The sequence below is a fragment of the Pseudomonas sp. FP2294 genome, from assembly GCF_030687625.1.
Classification (GTDB): Bacteria; Pseudomonadota; Gammaproteobacteria; order Pseudomonadales; family Pseudomonadaceae; genus Aquipseudomonas; species Aquipseudomonas shahriarae.
The window spans coordinates 1,968,831-1,987,122 of record NZ_CP117441.1 but is presented as its reverse complement, the minus strand read 5'-3'; the positions used below and the strand labels follow the sequence as shown (position 1 = coordinate 1,987,122).

19 protein-coding genes and 1 pseudogene are annotated in these 18,292 nt (G+C 62.0%); 11 read left to right on the top strand and 9 right to left on the bottom strand.

Going from position 1 to position 18,292, the window contains the following annotated elements:
- Positions 1 to 16 precede the first annotated feature (16 nt).
- The 5 genes from atuD (at position 17) to PSH73_RS08990 (ending at position 4,982) form a co-directional block, all read left to right on the top strand.
- The gene (gene atuD, locus PSH73_RS09010; RefSeq protein ID WP_220172882.1) at positions 17 to 1,174 is read left to right on the top strand and encodes a citronellyl-CoA dehydrogenase; all 1,158 of its coding nucleotides are present in this window, start codon (positions 17 to 19) and stop codon (positions 1,172 to 1,174) included.
- Positions 1,171 to 1,953 (top strand): enoyl-CoA hydratase/isomerase family protein, encoded by a 783-nt coding sequence (locus PSH73_RS09005; protein ID WP_170045402.1) that lies wholly within the window; start codon positions 1,171 to 1,173, stop codon positions 1,951 to 1,953. The genes atuD and PSH73_RS09005 overlap by 4 nt, the downstream gene beginning before the upstream one ends.
- Positions 1,954 to 2,101: 148 nt before the next feature.
- Entirely contained in the window at positions 2,102 to 4,036 is a 1,935-nt protein-coding gene (locus PSH73_RS09000; RefSeq protein WP_282405703.1) for an acetyl/propionyl/methylcrotonyl-CoA carboxylase subunit alpha, read from the top strand.
- A gap of 70 nt (positions 4,037 to 4,106) precedes the next feature.
- Entirely contained in the window at positions 4,107 to 4,649 is a 543-nt protein-coding gene (locus PSH73_RS08995) for an exonuclease domain-containing protein (protein WP_057439153.1), read from the top strand.
- 48 nt (positions 4,650 to 4,697) lie between these two features.
- Positions 4,698 to 4,982 (top strand): pyrimidine/purine nucleoside phosphorylase, encoded by a 285-nt coding sequence (locus PSH73_RS08990; protein WP_032862771.1) that lies wholly within the window; start codon positions 4,698 to 4,700, stop codon positions 4,980 to 4,982.
- A gap of 61 nt (positions 4,983 to 5,043) precedes the next feature.
- Here the strand turns inward: PSH73_RS08990 and PSH73_RS08985 are convergent, their stop codons facing one another.
- Positions 5,044 to 5,850: an MOSC domain-containing protein gene (locus tag PSH73_RS08985; protein WP_169989334.1), complete on the bottom strand. Its 807-nt coding sequence runs from the start codon at positions 5,848 to 5,850 to the stop codon at positions 5,044 to 5,046.
- 105 nt (positions 5,851 to 5,955) lie between these two features.
- Entirely contained in the window at positions 5,956 to 6,891 is a 936-nt protein-coding gene (locus PSH73_RS08980; protein ID WP_057960227.1) for a chemotaxis protein CheV, read from the bottom strand.
- Between the two features lie 554 nt (positions 6,892 to 7,445).
- Here PSH73_RS08980 and PSH73_RS08975 point away from each other — a divergent pair.
- The 3 genes from PSH73_RS08975 (at position 7,446) to PSH73_RS08965 (ending at position 9,779) form a co-directional block, all read left to right on the top strand.
- On the top strand, positions 7,446 to 7,895 hold the full coding sequence (locus PSH73_RS08975; protein WP_120732407.1) for a hypothetical protein: 450 nt from the start codon (positions 7,446 to 7,448) through the stop codon (positions 7,893 to 7,895).
- 334 nt (positions 7,896 to 8,229) lie between these two features.
- A complete protein-coding gene (locus PSH73_RS08970; RefSeq protein WP_057960228.1) occupies positions 8,230 to 9,123 on the top strand; it encodes a sensor histidine kinase in 894 nt (297 codons plus the stop codon).
- Positions 9,120 to 9,779, top strand: coding sequence for a response regulator transcription factor (locus tag PSH73_RS08965; protein WP_057960229.1), 660 nt, complete (start codon positions 9,120 to 9,122; stop codon positions 9,777 to 9,779). The genes PSH73_RS08970 and PSH73_RS08965 overlap by 4 nt, the downstream gene beginning before the upstream one ends.
- Here PSH73_RS08965 and yegS read toward each other — a convergent pair.
- The 3 genes and pseudogenes from yegS to moaB all read right to left on the bottom strand — a co-directional run.
- Positions 9,741 to 10,665, bottom strand: a pseudogene (gene yegS / locus PSH73_RS08960) (lipid kinase YegS); the annotation flags it as partial. The gene PSH73_RS08965 and the pseudogene yegS overlap by 39 nt on opposite strands.
- Before the next feature lie 87 nt (positions 10,666 to 10,752).
- Positions 10,753 to 11,940 carry a gephyrin-like molybdotransferase Glp gene (glp, locus tag PSH73_RS08955; protein ID WP_370694602.1) on the bottom strand — a complete coding sequence of 396 codons (1,188 nt, stop codon included), beginning with the start codon at positions 11,938 to 11,940 and terminating at the stop codon, positions 10,753 to 10,755.
- 22 nt (positions 11,941 to 11,962) lie between these two features.
- Positions 11,963 to 12,502: a molybdenum cofactor biosynthesis protein B gene (gene moaB / locus PSH73_RS08950; RefSeq protein ID WP_029298095.1), complete on the bottom strand. Its 540-nt coding sequence runs from the start codon at positions 12,500 to 12,502 to the stop codon at positions 11,963 to 11,965.
- A 76-nt stretch (positions 12,503 to 12,578) separates the two neighbouring features.
- Here moaB and mobA point away from each other — a divergent pair, with 76 nt between their 5' ends.
- Both mobA and PSH73_RS08940 read left to right on the top strand, forming a co-directional pair.
- Complete coding sequence (gene mobA, locus PSH73_RS08945; protein WP_198817832.1) at positions 12,579 to 13,181, top strand: molybdenum cofactor guanylyltransferase MobA; 603 nt, start codon at positions 12,579 to 12,581, stop codon at positions 13,179 to 13,181.
- 80 nt (positions 13,182 to 13,261) lie between these two features.
- Entirely contained in the window at positions 13,262 to 13,483 is a 222-nt protein-coding gene (locus PSH73_RS08940) for a YgdI/YgdR family lipoprotein (RefSeq protein ID WP_029298091.1), read from the top strand.
- A 68-nt stretch (positions 13,484 to 13,551) separates the two neighbouring features.
- Here PSH73_RS08940 and PSH73_RS08935 read toward each other — a convergent pair whose 3' ends face one another.
- From PSH73_RS08935 to PSH73_RS08925, 3 genes are all read right to left on the bottom strand, one after another.
- The gene (locus PSH73_RS08935; RefSeq protein ID WP_057958951.1) at positions 13,552 to 14,442 is read right to left on the bottom strand and encodes a pseudouridine synthase; all 891 of its coding nucleotides are present in this window, start codon (positions 14,440 to 14,442) and stop codon (positions 13,552 to 13,554) included.
- Between the two features lie 51 nt (positions 14,443 to 14,493).
- Positions 14,494 to 14,829, bottom strand: coding sequence for a hypothetical protein (locus PSH73_RS08930; protein ID WP_029298086.1), 336 nt, complete (start codon positions 14,827 to 14,829; stop codon positions 14,494 to 14,496).
- A 76-nt stretch (positions 14,830 to 14,905) separates the two neighbouring features.
- Complete coding sequence (locus PSH73_RS08925; RefSeq protein WP_057958950.1) at positions 14,906 to 15,142, bottom strand: glutaredoxin family protein; 237 nt, start codon at positions 15,140 to 15,142, stop codon at positions 14,906 to 14,908.
- Positions 15,143 to 15,290: 148 nt separating this feature from the next.
- Between PSH73_RS08925 and PSH73_RS08920 the strand changes: the two genes are divergently transcribed.
- Positions 15,291 to 17,027, top strand: coding sequence for a monovalent cation:proton antiporter-2 (CPA2) family protein (locus PSH73_RS08920; protein ID WP_178118017.1), 1,737 nt, complete (start codon positions 15,291 to 15,293; stop codon positions 17,025 to 17,027).
- On the opposite strand, the gene PSH73_RS08915 is transcribed toward PSH73_RS08920, so the two are convergent.
- The gene (locus tag PSH73_RS08915; protein WP_057439162.1) at positions 17,014 to 18,222 is read right to left on the bottom strand and encodes an ammonium transporter; all 1,209 of its coding nucleotides are present in this window, start codon (positions 18,220 to 18,222) and stop codon (positions 17,014 to 17,016) included. The genes PSH73_RS08920 and PSH73_RS08915 overlap by 14 nt on opposite strands.
- Positions 18,223 to 18,292: the final 70 nt, after the last annotated feature.

Below are 18,292 nucleotides of genomic sequence, written 5' to 3'. Positions count from 1 at the left end.
CAGGAGAACAATAAAAATGATCTTCACCCAGGAACACGAAGAGCTGCGCCGTACCGTACGGGGTTTTATCGAGCGCGAGATCAACCCCCACGTCGACGAATGGGAAAAAGCCGGGCGCTTTCCCATCCACGAGATTTTCCGCAAGGCCGGCGATCTCGGTCTGCTGGGTATTTCCAAGCCAGAGAAGTTCGGCGGCATGGGTCTGGACTACAGCTACTCGATTGTCGCCGCCGAAGAATTCGGCACCATCCGCTGCGGCGGCATCCCGATGTCCATCGGCGTACAGACTGATATGTGCACCCCGGCGCTCGCACGTTTTGGCTCCGATGAACTGCGCGACGAATTCCTGCGCCCGGCCATCAGCGGCGAACAGGTGGGCTGCATCGGCGTCTCGGAGACCGGCGCTGGCTCCGACGTGGCGGGCTTGAAAACCCACGCCCGCAAGGACGGCGACGACTACGTGATCAACGGCAGCAAGATGTGGATCACCAACTCCCCCAGCGCCGACTTTATCTGCCTGCTGGCCAACACTTCGGACGGCAAGCCGCATATCAACAAGTCACTGATCATGGTGCCGATGAACACCCCTGGGATCAGCGTCAGCCCTCCCCTGGAAAAGCTCGGCATGCACAGCTCGGAAACCGCCCAGGTGTTTTTCGATGATGTGCGTATTCCACAGCGCAACCGCATCGGCCACGAAGGCGCGGGCTTCATGATGCAGATGCTGCAGTTCCAGGAAGAACGGCTGTTTGGTGCGGCCAATATGATCAAGGGCCTGGAGGCCTGCGTCGACAGCACCATCGCCTACTGCAAGGAGCGCCAGACCTTCGGCAAGGCCCTGATCGACAACCAGGTGATCCACTTTCGCCTGGCCGAACTGTCCACCGAGATCGAGTGCCTACGCGCCCTGGTCTACCAGGCCACCGAGCAATACCTCAAGGGCCAGGACGTGACGCGGCTGGCCTCGATGGCCAAGCTCAAGGCCGGGCGCCTGGGCCGCGAAGTCAGCGACAGCTGCCTGCAGTACTGGGGTGGCATGGGCTTTATGTGGGACAACCCGGTGGCCCGCGCCTATCGTGATGTGCGCCTGGTGTCGATTGGCGGCGGCGCCGACGAGATCATGCTGGGGATCATCTGCAAACTGATGGGTACGCTGCCGGGGAAAAAATCGTGAACGCCTGTGAAACCCTGCTGCTGGAGCCGCACAACGGCGTGTTGCACATCACCCTCAACCGCCCGCAGAACCGCAATGCCATGAGCGTGCAGATGGTCAGCGAACTGCGCGCCGTGCTGACGGATGTCGCCCGTGACGAGCAGGTGCGGGCATTGGTGATCAGTGGCGCTGGCGGGCACTTCTGTGCGGGCGCCGATGTTAAGGACATGAGCCGCGCGGGCAGCCGCGAAGGCTTGCGTGATTTGAACCGGGTGTTTGGCGCGCTGTTGCAAGAAGTCGAAGCCCTGCCCCAAGTGGTGATTGTGGTGTTGCAGGGCGCGGTGCTGGGCGGCGGTTTTGGCCTGGCGTGTGTCAGCGACATCGCCATTGCCGACCACCAGGCACAGTTCGGCTTGCCGGAAACCAGCCTCGGCGTGCTGCCGGCGCAGATCGCACCGTTTGTGGTGCGGCGCATCGGCCTGACCCAGGCCCGGCGCCTGGCGTTGACCGCAGCGCGGTTTGACGGGGTCGAGGCGCAGCGCCTGGGGGTGGTGCATTTTGTCGAGCATGACCCCCAAGGATTGGCGCAGCGCCTGGATGAGGTGTTGGGGCAGGTATTGCGCTGTGCACCGCGCGCCAATGCGCGAACCAAGGCGTTGTTGCTCCAGAGCCTGGATCAGCCGTTGGAGCTGCTGCTGGATCAGGCTGCCGATTGGTTTGCCGAGGCGGTGACCGGGGAAGAAGGCATTGAGGGGACGCGGGCGTTTGTCGAGAAACGCAAGGCCAGGTGGGTGAGTTGATCTTGAAAACGCCACATCCCCTGTAGGAGCTGGCTTGCCTGCGATGCGGGCACCTGGATCTGTCAGGGATACCGAGGTGATGCAATCGCAGGCAAGCCAGCGCCCACACAAGCCCGCGCCTGCGCAACCAATCAAACAGGGACCCAAAATGCCCAGTTTCAATAAAATACTGATCGCCAACCGCGGCGAAATCGCCTGCCGAATCCAGCGCACCGCCCAGGCCCTGGGCTACCGCACCGTGGCGATCTATAGCGCAGCCGACGCCAACGCCCTGCACGTACAAATGGCCGACGAAGCGGTGGATATCGGCCCCGCCCCGGTGCAGCAGTCTTACCTGAACATCCCGGCGATCCTCAATGCCGCACGCCTGACCGGCGCCGATGCGATCCACCCCGGCTACGGCTTTCTCTCGGAGAACCCCGAGTTCGCCAAGGCCTGCATTGCCGCCGGCCTGGTATTTATCGGCCCCAGCGCCGACGCCATCGAGTTGATGGGCAGCAAGCGCCTGTCAAAAATCGCCATGCTCGACGCCGGGGTGCCGTGCATTGCCGGCTACCAAGGCAGCGCGCAGGACGACACCACCCTGCAGAGCGAAGCCGAGCGCATCGGCTACCCGCTGATGATCAAGGCCAGTGCCGGCGGCGGCGGACGCGGCATGCGCCTGGTGCACGCGCCGGCGCAGTTGCTCGAACAACTGCACACCGCACGCTCCGAGGCCCTGAATGCCTTTGGCAGCGACGAACTGATTCTGGAGCAGGCGCTGATCGAACCGCGCCATGTGGAAATCCAGCTGTTCGGCGATGCCCACGGCAACCTGATCTACCTGGGCGAACGTGATTGCTCGGTCCAGCGCCGCCATCAGAAGGTCATCGAAGAAGCACCCTGCCCGGTCATGACTGCCGAACTGCGCCAGGCCATGGGCGAAGCGGCGCTCAAGGCCGGACGCGCAGTGGCGTATGTCGGCGCGGGCACTGTGGAGTTCCTGCTGGACCGGAGCGGGCGGTTCTATTTCCTGGAAATGAACACCCGCCTGCAAGTGGAGCACCCGGTCACCGAACTGATCACCGGCCTGGACCTGGTGGACTGGCAACTGCAAATCGCCGCCGGCCAGCCCCTGCCCTTGCGCCAGGACCAGGTGACGCTGAGCGGGCATGCCATGGAAGTGCGCCTATACGCCGAAGACCCGGCCCAGGGTTTCTTGCCACAAACTGGCGAGGTGTTGCGCTGGGAGCCGGCAGCCGGGGTGCGGGTCGATCATGGATTGCAAGCCCCGCAGCGCATCAGCCCGTTCTATGATCCGATGCTGGGCAAGATCATCGCCCATGGCGCTACCCGCGAAGAGGCCCGGCGCAAGCTGCTGCGGGCGGTGCAGGACTGCGTGCTGCTGGGGATCCCCAGCAATCAGCGGTTACTGGTGGACCTGCTGGGGCATGCGCAATTTGTCGCGGCGGATTTCAGCACCGGATTTATTGCCGAACACTTCAGTGACATTGCCCGCCCTGCCGTCAGCGAAGAAGACCTGGCTCTGGCCGCCGCCCTGTTTTATCGGCACAGCGCGGCAGTGCATGGCCCGGCCCTGGCAGGCTGGCGCAACAATGCCAGCGTGCCCTGGACCTACCGCCTGGGCGTCGATGAGCACCGCCATGAGGTCAGCGCCCGCTTACTGGCGGAGGATCATCTGCAAGTCGGCAACATCGACATCCACCTCCTCGACAGCGACGGACGCTGGGCCAGCCTGGTCATCAACGGCATTCGGCGGCGGATTGCCTATCACCTGCAAGGCTCCCAGCTCTGGCTGTTGAATGCCGGCACCAGCCTGTGCGTGAGCAACCAGACGCAAACCGTGGCCAGTCGTGAAGCGCCCGTCAGCAGCGGCACGGTCAAGGCGCCGATGGACGGTGCCATTACCCTGCTGCAGGTGCGCGAAGGGGATGTGGTGAGCAAGGGCCAACTGCTGCTGGTGCTCGAAGCGATGAAAATGGAGCATCCGCTCAAAGCGGGCATCGACGGGGTGGTCAAGGCCATTCACGTCAGCGCCGGTGATCAAGTGCGCAATCGCCAGGTATTGCTGCAGATCGAGTAGCCCTGGGCGGAACTACCAGGCTTGGCTACGCTCTATCCCCATCAGAAAGGGATGAGTACGGGAACCTGCGATGCCTCATTGGCTGATTATTGATCTTGAAGCCACAACGGATGACGGCGGCTGGCCCGTGTCGGAGATGGAAATCATCGAAATCGGCGTGAGCCTGGTCAACCGTCAGGGCCGCGAGCTGGACCATTTCCAGCGCTTCGTGCGGCCCTTGCGCCGCCCGTTGTTGACGCCGTTCTGCCGCCAGCTGACGCACATCAGCCAGGCCAGTATCGACAGCGCAGCGCCCTTGACCGAGGTCTGGCCGCTGTTCGAACGCTGGCTGGGCCAGCATCATCCGCGCCTGGAAGGCTGGGCCAGCTGGGGCGACTATGATCGCCAGCAACTGGAGTTGGAGTGGCAGCGCCATGGCTTGGCCAGCGCGCTAAGCCAGACACCCCATGTGAACCTCAAGCAACGCTTCGCCAAGGCCCGACGCCTGGACAAGCCGTTGGGGCTCAATGGCGCCTTGCAACTGGCGGGCATGCAGTTCAACGGCCAGCAACACCGGGCACTGGAAGATGCGCGCAATACCGCGCGTTTGCTGCCGTTGATTTTGCCCGTGTAGAAGGCATACTGGCCGACCTTTCTTGCCCCTTTTTTCGAGGATTCGCCCATGTTCAAAGTCAATGAGTACTTCGACGGCACCGTCAAGTCGATCGCCTTCGGCACCCCTGAAGGTCCGGCGACCATCGGCGTGATGGCTCCGGGTGAATACGAATTCGGCACGGCCCAGCGTGAAATCATGCACGTGGTCTCGGGCGCGCTCACCGTCAAGTTGCCAGGCAGCGACGCCTGGGAAACCTTCGCCGCCGGCAGCCAGTTCAATGTGCCTGCCGACAGCAAGTTCCAGCTCAAGGTGGCCGTGGACACTGCCTACCTCTGCGAATACCGCGGCTAAGCTTTTTCCGCGCAAAAAAATGCCCGCCTCCCAAGAGGCGGGCATTTTTCATGGGCGACGGTTATTCGAGGATCGTCACCGGCATGCCGACTTCCAGGCGGCCCGCGCCGTCATTGACCAGGTTCTGGCCGAACATCACGCCATCGGGCTGTTTGCGGTAGGTTTCCAGGGTCGCCAGCGGCTGGCGATCGGCACTGCGCTCCCCGGTCGCCGGGTCGATGGTGGTGAGGATGCACCGCGAGCAGGACTTGACCACCCGGAACTCCACCTCACCAATGCGCACGCGCTTCCAGCCATCCTCGGCAAAAGCCTCGCTGCCTTCGATCACCAGGTTGGGGCGAAAGCGCAGCATTTCCATGGGCCGGCCGACGCGTTGCGACAAGTCGTCGAGAGACGCCTGGCCTATCAGCAACAAGGGGAAACCGTCGGCGAACGCCACCTGGTCATCGTCCTTGCCGTAGCCGGCCGCCGTGGTGCGCGCGCGCTCCAGCGGGACTTGCACCAAGCGTGTCGGTTTGCCGATGAACTGGCTGACCCAATCGGCGGCCTCAGCACCGGCGTCCGGGACCCGCAGGGTGTCGCGCCAGATGGTGACACCACGCAGCTCGGCATCGGCGCCGGGCAACGCCACATCCAGGGTGGGCAGGCCTGCAGCGCTCAAGGTCAGGCCACCGGCGGCATTCCACAACGCCGACAGCTGGCTCATCTGCGCCACGGCACGCTGGGTCAGGAATCGCCCACTGGCCTCGTCCACCAGCATCCAGCGTCGATCCCCGTCCAGCCCGAGTTTATCCAGGCCGATCTGCGACAAGGTCTCTGCCTTGCCCGACTTCAAGGGGTACCGATACAACGCGCTGAGACGAAGCATGAGCGTGGGTTCCTGTGAGCAAAAGCGTCACCCTATACGAGCACGCCGGCAGAATCAAAATTTCCCCCGGCCGGCAATTAGAGGCCCCCTCGTCACAGGCCGGAATCAGGCCGGCACTTCGTCCAGCATCAGGCGCTGGCGCACCACATCCACCAACTTGTCGGGCTGGAATTTGGAGAGGAAGTTGTCGCAACCGACCTTCTTCACCATCGAGTCGTTGAAGCTGCCCGACAAGGATGTGTGCAGCACCACATAGAGGCCGCGCAGACGCGGGTCGTTGCGGATTTCGGTAGTCAGGCGGTAGCCGTCCATCTCGGGCATTTCGGCGTCGGTGAAGATCATCAACAGTTTGTCGGTCATCACCTGGCCGCTGTCCGCCCATGCCTTGAGCATGTTCAAGGCCTTGAGGCCGTCACTGGCGATATGCATCTTCACCCCCAGTTGCCCCAGAGTGTCGCGCAGTTGCGACAAGGCCACGTTGGAGTCATCCACCAACAGCACTTCGCGACCACGGGCACGTTCGAGCACCGGATCCTCGAGTTTTTCCCGGGAGACCTTGGCGTTGTAGGGCACGATCTCGGCGAGGACTTTTTCCACGTCGATGATTTCCACCAACTGCTCATCCACCTTGCTGATGGCCGTGAGGTAGTGCTGGCGGCCGGCGCTCGCCGGCGGTGGCAGGATCGACTCCCAGGTCATGTTGACGATGCGGTCGACGCCGCCCACCAGGAACGCCTGTACCGAGCGGTTGTACTCGGTAACGATAATGGTACTGTTGGGCCCCGGTACCAGCGGACGCATGCCGATGGCCTGGGACAGGTCGATCACCGGCAAGGTCTGGCCGCGCAGGTTGACCACGCCGCAGACAAACGGGTGACGCTGGGGCATCAGGGTCAGCTTGGGCAACTGCAGGACTTCCTGCACCTTGAACACGTTGATTGCGAACAACTGGCGCCCTGCCAGGCGAAACATAAGGATCTCCAGGCGATTCTCACCCACCAGTTGCGTGCGTTGATCTACCGTGTCGAGAATGCCAGCCATTGAAGACTCCTGGGGTGTGCTGAAAGATTTGCTGCTTACTGGAGAAAGATATCGGCAGACAGTGCCAAACCTTGACCCCCCGGTAAAATGCCACGCAAATGCATTGATGTCACACTGACATCATGCTTTACTGGCCTCACCTTGCCGTCCGGTCGTCAAGCCACGCCGCACGACCCTCAAACGGACATAAGGTTCCGCCATGTAAGGGATTCCCCTAGTCGCAATCAGGTCCAACCTGATATTCGCGATATCCAATAGCCATTAATGTGACGCCATTCTCATTGCATGAACGGAGTCAGGCTTTTGTTTGCTATCGCAAGCCCACGGCCCAAGGGCCTTCCAGGCATTAACGCCTGGGCAATCGAAGTAATGCGAATGCCTCTGGTTGTTCCCACTGCAAGCAGCGCCAGCAGTCGCGACGCTGGTCATTCAAATAAAAGTACTACTCAAAATTCAGAAATGAACTACAGATCTCGGTCATATTTCGGCGCTAGTTTTAAGCCGTTGCTCCGGTATTACATCTCATTGTCTGACCGTACGTTGTGGAGACTTTCATGATGAACGACGGTAAAGAGTGGCAAGACGCACTTCCCGAGTTCCTCCTGGAGGCAGAAATGCTGCTGGCCAAGTCTGAGGAATGCCTGAGCCACCTGCATTTGATCCGCAACGATAACGATGCCATCGACTGCATGAAAAACAGCCTGGTCAAACTGGCAGAAAAGGCCGATGCCATGGCGCTGGACGCCATTGGCAACTTTTCCCGGCATATCCAGGACCTGATCAGCAACGCCCAAAGCCCGATGCAGCTCCACGATACGGCACTTGCAGCCCTGCATGACTGCCTGACGCTGCTGGCCTGGCAACTGGAACTGATCGACGTCAAGACCGGCAAACTCAGCCTGGATGACGCGGAGCAAACCACGTTGATTGAGACGGTTGCTCAGCAGATCCCCCAGAAGGATGTTGGCGCTCGCCATCGCCACTCCATGCCCTACGCCTCCTGAACCTGCCGTGCGGTTAATCCAGGCCGCCGGCGGGCGCCCAACTAATGCTCGTCAAATATTTAGCCAGCCAACTATCATTAACCCAATATGGGTAATAGCGATACAAAACCAAATTAATAGTACAACTAGACGCCGCTGAACTAAGCCTTGTAGCAGGCGACCAACGGTAATTGTTGGTGGTACTATTAGCGCGCTCGAAGTGGCCGACCGTGAATACGTAATAAATCTGAGAAGCGCCTCGAACCAAGACTAAACCCAATCGCTTTCCAAACAGAGCCCGGCCAGCGGTCATGACCGGTCTACCCGCAGCGAACACCCATCGGCTCCATCTGCTATGTACGCCAGCCTCAAGTCACTCATCGCCAGGTTCGTCCTCTCGGGCAATACCCGTTGGATCACCCTGGGTCTTTGCCTGTGCGCGACTCTGGTCAGCCTCTGGGTCTATGCCCACAAAGCACCGCTGCCGCTGTTTTTGCTGTTGCTCAACCTCGCCGCCCTGACCGCCGCCGGCCTGCAGCGTTGGCGCTCGCGCAAGTCGATCAAGTTCCAGCCCCAGGAATTGGCCGACCGCCTGCTGCAAGTCCAGGAAAACGAGCGCCATCGTCTCAGCCGCGAGCTACATGACGATATCGGCCAACTGCTGACCGCTGCCAAACTGCAAAGCGACTGGCTGCAACGCCGCTCGCCGGCAGAGTTGCAGGACCAGTGCGGCGTACTGTGCAACACCCTCAACGAAACCCTGGCCAAGGTGCGGGACGTCTCGGCCATTCTCAATCCCCGGCAACTGACCAGCCTGGGCCTGGAGGCGAGCCTGCGCGCGCACCTGCTCAAGACCCTGGCAAACACCCCGGTGCATTGGAGCCTGGAATGCCAGCAACGCCTGACCGGGATTCCCGAAGAGATGGCGGTGGCGGCCTTTCGTATCACCCAGGAAGCCGTGACGAACATGTTGCGCCATGCCCAGGCGCGCAACCTGCTGGTGCGCCTGCAACGTTTGCCACAGGGGTTGTCGCTGTTTATCAGCGATGACGGCCGGGGGTTCTCCCCCGCCACCGACCCGGCCCTTGCGGGGCAACGGGGCATGTCAGGCATGTGCGAACGCATTGATCAACTGGGCGGCATGCTGACGGTCAATAGCCAACCCGGCTTTGGCACGCGAATCGAAGCGCTGTTCCCCTGGGCGCCCCGTACCCTCGAACGGGCCAATTCCCCTGAGGTTCTAGAGTGACCTGCAATTTACTGCTGGTAGATGACCACGCCCTGATCCGCGCGGGTGTGCGCGCGCTGATCCTGGATATCCCAGGCTATGCGGTGATTGGCGAGGCCACCGATGGCGCGCAACTGCTCGCACAATATACCGCCTTGCTGCCCGATATCGTCTTGCTGGACCTGTCGATGAAGCACACCAGCGGCCTGGATGCGTTGCAGCAACTCAAGCACGCCTACCCCAAGAGCAAAGTGCTGATCCTGTCGATGCACACCGACCCGCAATTGATCATGCGTGCCCTGGAGGCAGGCGCCCACGGCTACCTGCTCAAGGACACCACCGCCAACGAGCTGGAACATGCGCTGCTGGCACTGCGCAACAACGAGCGCTACCTGAGCCCGGCCATCGCCCACACCGTGATCAACCAGGCCTTGATCCACAGCCAGTCCCACCCGGAGGCGCCCGTGCAGCGCCACAACCTGACGGCGCGCCAGCTGGAAATCCTGCGCCTGATCGTACGCGGCAAATCCACCCGGGAAATCGCCCACGGCCTGGGCCTGAGCATCAAGACTGTGGAAGCTCACCGCTCGCAGATCATGAAGCGCCTGCAGATTTTTGATGTGGCCGGCCTGGTGCTGTTCGCCGTGCGCGAACAGATCATCAGCCTGGACGATTAGCCAGCAACGGTGAATCCACCGGCAAGTGCACCTGCAAGGCCTTGGGCAAGGCGCTGAAGCGCAGGTCACTGCCCTTGAGCGGTTCGCCATCCAGGTTGATATCCAGTCCTTCGGCCACCTTGATTTCCACCCACGGCAGGCGTGCCCGCACAAACAGGTTATCCAGGCCCCAGCCGTCGGTCATCAGGCTGCGCAAGGTGCCGACCACTTCCTGAGGCGCCGGCAGGATGCTGATATCCAGCAAGCCATCATCGGCCATTGCCCCCGGGCACAGCTCGTGCCCGCCACCGGCCTGGCGACCGTTGCCGATGCCCAGGGCCAGTAACTCGCCGCTCCAGTGAAAGTCCGGCCCCACCAGCTCCCCATAAGCCGCCCGCAACTCGCTGAAACGCGACAAGCCGGTAAACAGATAGGCCGCACCGCCCAGCACCTTTTTCAGATCCTCGGAAGTGTTGGCCGTGACCTGGCTGCCAAAACCGCCAGTGGCCATATTGAGAAACACCTGCCCGCCAACCTCCCCCAGGTCGATAGCGCGCGGCGCAACGTCCAACAGCGCCAGGGCCTCACGCGGCTCCAACGGCACGCCGGCCGCACGGGCGAAGTCATTGGCAGTGCCCAGGGGCATCAGCACCAGGCTGGCGTCGGTCTTGGCGCGGGCCATGGCCTCGGCCACATCACGCAGCGTGCCGTCGCCGCCGCCCGCGATCAGGCGTGTGTAGCCGGCATCCAGGGCTTCACCCACCAGGCGTTGGGCATCGCCGCCCTCCCAGGTGACGCGCACCGCCAGCTCCCACCCCTGCTCGCGCTTGCCTTGCACTGCCGCCCGCACGTCTTCGTTGAGGGCTTGCTTGCCGTGCAGAATCAACAGTGCCTTGGGTTTACTCATGGGGTGAAGCTCCTATTGTTGGAGGGGACCTGAGGGATGTTGACCTTCGGCAGTCAGAAAAAAGCCATTGGGCTGTAAATAAATTCTTCAGCCCAACACTTCACTCAGGGGAATGAAATTCACCCGATCACCGATGGCCAAGGTGCTGCCCTCCACCACTTCCACCAAACCCTCTGCCCAGGCGGCACTGCGCAGCACACCGGAACTCTGGTTCGGGTAGATCACCGCCCGCCCCTGCTCCAGGCGCCCGCGCAGGTATTCGCGACGGTTGCCCGGCTTGGCCCACACGAACCCTGCCGGCACCTCGAAACGCAACGGCTGCACCACCGCGACACCCTGACGGCGCAACAGATACGGGCGCGCCAGCAAGGCGAACGTAACCAGAGTGGACGCCGGATTCCCCGGCAGGCCGATCACCGGTACGCCGCGGAAATGACCGAATGTCAAAGGCTTGCCAGGCTTGATCGCCAGCTTCCACAAGGCCAGTTCGCCCTCCTCGCGCAATGCGATACCGAGGAAGTCCGCTTCCCCCACCGAGACTCCGCCGGTGGACAGGATCAAGTCCACCGAACCCAGTGCGCCCAGGCGGGTGCGGGTCAACTCCAGGTCATCGGGCAAGATACCGGCGTCGATCACCTCGCAGCCCAGGCGTTGCAACCAACTGCACAAAACCCGCCGGTTGCTGTTGTAGATCTGTCCCGGCCCCAGTGGCAGGCCCGGTTCGATCAACTCGTCGCCCGTAGACAGCACCGCCACACTCACGCGGCGCACCACCGCCAACCGGTCGCGCCCCAGGGACGCCGCCAGGCCCAGTTCAATCGGGCCGAGCCGTGTACCGGCAGCCAGGACTTCCTCACCGACTGTAGTCTCCTGCCCCTTGGGTCGGATGTTTTGCCCTACGCGCAGCGCCTGGGTAAAGCTCACGCGCTGATCGGGTTGCAGCTCGGCGTTTTCCTGCATTTCCACACAGTCGGCCCCGTCGGGTACCGGAGCGCCGGTGAAGATCCGCGCACAGGTACCCGCCGCCAAGGGCTCAGGGGCCTGGCCAGCGAAAATACGCTGGCTCACCCGCAGCGGCTCGCCGGTCCAATCGGCAGTGCGCAGGGCGTAGCCGTCCATGGCGCTGTTGGGCCACGGCGGCAGGTCGAGGGTGGAAACCAATGCCTCGGCCAATACACGCCCATCGCACGCGGCCAATGGCAGGTGTTCCTGCTCACGGATCGGCGCGGCCTCGGCCATGTTCAGCAGCCGTTCCAGGGCTTCTTCCACCGGCATCAGGGCGCCGGTCTTGCCCGGCTTATCCACGGGATTCACACGGCTCGGCCAGCTTGAGGTGCGGCACAAAATTGCATGGGCGATGGCGGGCATCCAGCTGTTCGGCGAGAATCCCGTCCCAACCTGTACGCACCGCATTGGTGGAACCCGGCAGGCAGCACACCAGGGTGCCATTGGCCAGGCCGGCCAGGGCACGGGACTGCACGGTAGAGGTGCCGATATCGGCGACCGAAATCTGCCGGAACAGCTCGCCAAAGCCGTCCACTTGCTTGTCCAGCAAGCAACTGACCGCTTCGGGGGTGCTGTCACGGCCAGTGAAGCCGGTGCCGCCGGTAATCAGCACCACTTGCACCACATCCTCGGCAATCCAGTGGGCGACTTGCGCACGGATTTTGTAGAGGTCATCTTTGAGCAATACCCGTTCGGCCAGGCGATGCCCAGCAGCGAGCAGGCGGTCAACAAAGACCTGCCCGGAGGTGTCGGTTTCCAGGGTGCGGGTGTCGCTGACGGTCAGTACAGCGATATTAAGAGGTACGAAAGGCGCATCAGCCTTGGCTTTCATGGCTCGGTCCGGTTGTCGAAGGAACAGCCCGATGTTATATCACAGCCCCCTATTTCACTGCCGCTGCGGAGCCGTCATGCCACTCAATTCTTCGCCCCTGCCCTGCTCGATCCTGTTGCTGGCCGGCGGTCGCGGCCAGCGCATGGGCGGCCTGGACAAGGGTCTGCTCGACTGGCACGGGCAGCCGCTGATTGCTCACCTGCACCAACTGGTGCGGCCGTTGACCGACGACCTGATCATCTCCTGCAACCGCAACCAGGCGCAGTACACCCCGTACGGCGACCAGTTGGTGAGCGACGACAGTCCGGACTTCCCGGGCCCCTTGGCCGGTATCCGCGCCGGCCTGGCCGCCGCGCGCCATGAACATCTATTGATCTTGCCCTGCGATGTGCCGCATATCGACGGGCAACTGTTGGCAGACCTGCTCGAAACCGCGCGGCAGCACCCCCAGGTACCGGTGATGATCCGCCATGGGGCGTTCTGGGAGCCTTTGCTCTGCGTCATACCGACGCGCCTGCGCGACGCGGTGGAGGACGCCTGGCTGGCTGCAGAGCGCAGCCCGCGCCAGATCCTGCTGAAACTAGGGGCCCAGGCGCTCGATTGCGCCGAGAACGACCCGCGCCTGGCCAACCTCAATACACCAGAGTTGTTGCACCCACGCCCCGGCGTGTCAGAATGAGCGCTAGACAAGGAACTTTGCCGACGTTGCATACGTCACAAGGTCAGAACTCAACACAGTATTACTCTCGGAGAAGACTCATGACCCAACGGACCATCGCCGCTCTCATGCTTGCACTGGGCCTTGCTACCCTCGCCGGTTGCGCCTCGCCTACAGTGATCACCCTGAATGACGGTCGCGAAATCCAGGCTGTCGATACCCCTAAATTCGATCAGGATTCGGGCTTCTACGAATTCGAACAACTGGATGGCAAGCGTACCCGCATCAACAAGGATCAGGTTCGCACCGTTAAAGACCTGTAAGTCTTAACGCCAGATACAACAAAGCCCGCTCTTAAGCGGGCTTTGTTGTATCTGGCGCATGGGAAACATCACCACTCAAGCACGATCCGGCTGCTGAAGTCGCGCTGCTCGCCGGTCACCGGGTCGATAAACCGTACGCCCTGGGCCAGCAACTTGAGCGGGTTGGCGTAGTCATCCACGGCATCCTTGATGACCTCGGGATAAAACGGGTCATTGCAGATGCTCGCCCCCAGTGCCGTCATATGCACGCGCAGTTGATGCTTCTTGCCCGTCACCGGAAACAGGCCATAGCGCCACAGGTCACCATTCTTCTCGCGCACCTGCACCGCCGTTTCCGTGTTGCTTGCACCAGGCCCTTCCTGCATGCGGAAGAACGGTTCGCCCTCCACCAGGCGACTCTTGTGCACCAGTGGGAATGTCAGCGCGGGCAAGGCCGGGGCAATGGCTTCGTAGAACTTATCAATCTGCCGGGTGGGGAACAGTTGTTGATACGCCGAGCGGCTTTGCGGGTTGGCAGAGAACAGCACCAGCCCGGCAGTATGGCGATCAATGCGATGCAGCGGCACCAGCGACGGGTTATCCAGGCGGCGGATCAGGCGGCGCAGTAAAGTCTGCTCGACATATTCGCCGGCGGGCGTCACTGGCAGGAAGTGTGGTTTGTCGGCCACCACCAGATGCTCATCGGCATACAGGATGGTCTCCTGCACCGGGATCGGCTTCTCATCCGGCACTTCGCGAAAGTAGTGGATGCGCAAACCTTCCTTGTAGGCCAGATCCACGGCGACGGGCTGGCCATTGCCATCCAGCACCCGGCCACGGGCGATGCGGTCCAGCCACTGCTCGCGGCCGATGGCGCGAAAGTGCTCGCACAGGCAGTCGAGCACCGTCGCCCAGGGCCCAGGCGGCAGGTACAGCGTACTGGCTTGGTTCTGGGCAGCGGAAAAACCGGTATCGGACATGCGTACACTCAAGGGCCTGGAAATACTAAGGGGGCATTATCCCCCAGAATCTCAAGCCCTGACCAATTCGGCCCGCAGCACCGGCGAGGCGCTGGCAGCCTCGGTAAACTCCTTGAGCCAACGCAGGACGTCCACCGCCTCCCAGCGGCCGGGATCGTACAGTGCATACAGCAAGCCCTGATACCCCACCACATCCAACTGCTTGTGATAACCGGCGCGCTGGAACAAGGCTTCGATTTCGGCAAAACAGGTATTGAAATGCACTTTGTTGAACGGCGTCTTGCCTTCCGTGACCAGGCCATCGAGCCGCAGTTCATTCACCGCATCGCGTACGATATCGACGGACATGCGGTTGACGCTGCTTTTCAGTTGTTCGACATTCACCACGGGCGTTCCCTCTCACTCAAATCGCTGTACAAACATACAGTAACCGAATAATCAGCAACCTGCCACGGGATTAGCGCTAACTTAAAAAGGCGACCACCTGTTCAGTTTCGAACGGCCAGCCCAGTTCCGCCCCGGTATCCACCCGGCGCAGCACCGGAATACTTAGGCCATAGACGTCAAACAGCGCTTGTGAATCGGCGATATCCACCAACTCGACCAACAGCCCGCATTCGACCAACGGCATGATTTCAGCTTCCGCAAGCTCACACAGATGGCAGCCCAGGGTGCCGAACAACTGGCATTCAGGAGGCATGGCGTAAAGACCCGATAAGAAACAGGTACCCATTCTAGGCCGCGAGAAAAACCTCGTCGAGTCATGCCAAAGACCTGATCCAGATCACCATGGCCTATAACTGATTCAGCGATTCTCGCGGCTTTTTTCCTGCAACACCCCGACGGAGATGTCTGTGTTTGCCAACCTGCTGATCATTCTTGCCTCATCCCTGGTCGTCATTGCGCTGTTCCGTCGGCTGCAACTGCCTCCGGTGCTCGGCTACCTCTGCGTGGGCCTGGCCGTAGGGCCGACAGCCCTGGACTGGGTCAATGACAGCGAAGACCTGCCAGACCTCGCCGAACTGGGGGTGGTATTCCTGCTGTTTTCCCTGGGCCTGGAGTTCTCCCTGTCCAAGATGCTCAGCCTGCGCCGGGTGGTGTTCGGCCTCGGCAGCCTGCAGGTGCTGTGCTGCGCGGTAGTGCTGGGTGCCCTGCTGCTGTTGATGGGCATGTCGCCGGTGGCCGCCTTGCTGCTGGGGGCCGGGCTGGCACTGTCATCCACCGCCATTGTGAGCAAGGAGCTGACCAGCCTCGGGGAGATATTCAGCACTCATGGGCAGAATGCGATTGGCGTGCTGTTGTTCCAGGACGTGGTCGCGGTGCTGTTGCTGACCCTGGTCCCGGTGTTCGCCGGCAGTAGCGAGCAGGCCTGGTACTGGGCACTGCCCCTGACCCTGGGCAAGACCGTGGTGTTGTTCTTCGGTCTGCTGCTCGCCAGCCGCTGGGTGCTGCCGCGCCTGTTCCATGAAGTAGCCGCCTCGCATTCGGCGGAACTGTTCGTGCTGCTGGCCCTGGTGATTGTGTTGCTTACGGCCTGGCTCACACACCTGCTGGGCCTGTCGCCGGCCCTCGGCGCGTTCCTGGCGGGCATGCTGCTGGGGGAAAGCCATTACCGGCACCAGATCGAAGCGGATATCCGACCGTTTCGCGACATCCTGCTGGGGTTGTTTTTTGTCAGTATCGGCATGCTGATCGACTTGCAACTGTTCGTCAGTCACAGCCTGCAGATCCTCGGGCTGACCCTGGCACTGATGTTGATCAAGGGCTGCATTGTCGCCGCGCTGGTCAAGCTGCGCGGCAGCGACAGCGAGACCGCCTGGCGCAGCGGCCTGGCCCTGGCCCAGGGCGGTGAGTTCTGTTTTGCACTGATGGCGCAAATGCAGTTGAGCAATATGCTGCCCGGCGAAATCAGCAGCCTGCTGCTGGCCGCGACGTTCTGCTCCATGCTGCTGACGCCCCTGCTGCTGCGGGCCGCGCCCTCTATCGCCCTGCGCCTGCATCGCAAGCCCAACCAGCAAGTGCAACTGGAGGCAATCACCGCGCTCAACGCCGAGCTGCGCGGGCATGTGCTGATCTGCGGTTATGGCCGGGTCGGCCAATCCATCGGGCGTTTCCTGCGCCGTGAACAACAGGCGTTCATTGCCCTGGACGATGACCCCGAACGGGTGCAGGAAGCCGCCACCGAGGACAGCAGCGTGCATTATGGCGATTGCCGGCGCGGCGCCCTGCTCAGCGCAGTCGGCCTGGAGCGCGCACGCCTGGTGGTGATTGCCGTGGACAATAGCGACGTGGCCCTGGTGGTGCTCAAGGAAGCGCGACGGATCAACCACAAAGTGCCGATCCTGGTGCGCACCCGCGACGACAGCCAGTTGACTGAACTGAAGGCCGCCGGGGCCAGCGAGGTGGTGCCCGAACTACTGGAGTCGAGCCTGATGCTCGCGTCGCACGCAATGATCATGCTCGGCCTGCCCGACCAGCAGGTGCGCGACCGCGTCGACGAAGTACGGCGCAATCGCTACCGCTTGCTCCACGGTTTCTACCAGCATACCGACGCCAACCGTGAAGCCCCGATCAATCCTGACTGACTGCACCAATCTTATGGATCGACAAGTCCGCGCCGTAGTACTCCTCTTCCTGGCTCAAGCGCAGGCCGCAGAGGCGCTTGAGCACGCCGTACACCAGCAACCCGCCCGCCAGGGCCACTACCACCCCCAGGGCGGTACCGATCAACTGGCTGATCAGGCTCACGCCGCCCAGCCCACCCAAGGCGCTCTGACCGAAAATCCCGCAGGCAATCCCGCCCCACACACCACACAAGCCATGCAACGGCCAGACACCCAGCACATCGTCGATCTTCCACAGATTCTGGGCGGCGATAAAGCACCACACAAACAGGCCACCGGCCACCACGCCGGTGACCAGCGCGCCCACCGGATGCATCAGGTCGGAGCCCGCGCAGATCGCCACCAGCCCGGCCAACGGGCCATTGTGCAAGAAGCCCGGGTCGTTACGCCCGATCACCAGTGCCGCCACGGTCCCACCTACCATGGCCATCAACGAGTTGACCGCCACCAGCCCGCTCACCCCGGACAAGGTCTGCGCACTCATCACGTTGAAACCGAACCAGCCGACGATCAATATCCACGAGCCCAGTGCCAGGAACGGAATGCTCGACGGCGCAAACGCCACCAGACGCCCGTCGCGGTAACGCCCCTGACGCGGCCCCAGCAGCAACACCGCCGCCAGCGCCAGCCAACCGCCCATGGCATGTACCACCACCGAACCGGCAAAGTCATGGAAGGATGCGCCGAAGGTCGCCAACAACCAGGCTTGCAGGCCAAAGTTGCCATTCCACACCATGCCCTCGAAAAACGGGTAGATGAATGCCACGATCAGCGCCGTGGCACACAGTTGTGGAACAAAGCGTGCACGCTCGGCAATGCCCCCGGAGATGATCGCCGGGATGGCTGCTGCGAAGGTCAGCAGGAAAAAGAACTTCACCAGGCCATAACCATGGTCGGCACTGAGCACGGCGGCCGGCTGCATAAAGCTGACCCCGTAGGAGATCCAATAGCCTATAAAGAAATAGGCCAGGGTCGAGACCGCAAAATCACTGAGGATTTTCGACAACGCGTTGACTTGGTTCTTCTGCCGTACCGTACCGACTTCCAGAAACGCGAAGCCGGCATGCATCGCCAGGACCATCACCGCGCCGATCAGAATAAACAGCGTATTGGAGCTATGGACGAGAGTGTCCACCGCGCTTTGCACATTTTCCATGGGGATTGGCAGGCCTGCAGTTCAGGAAAAAGCACCAAAGCAGTTCATTGCCCAACAATCGCGCACTAAA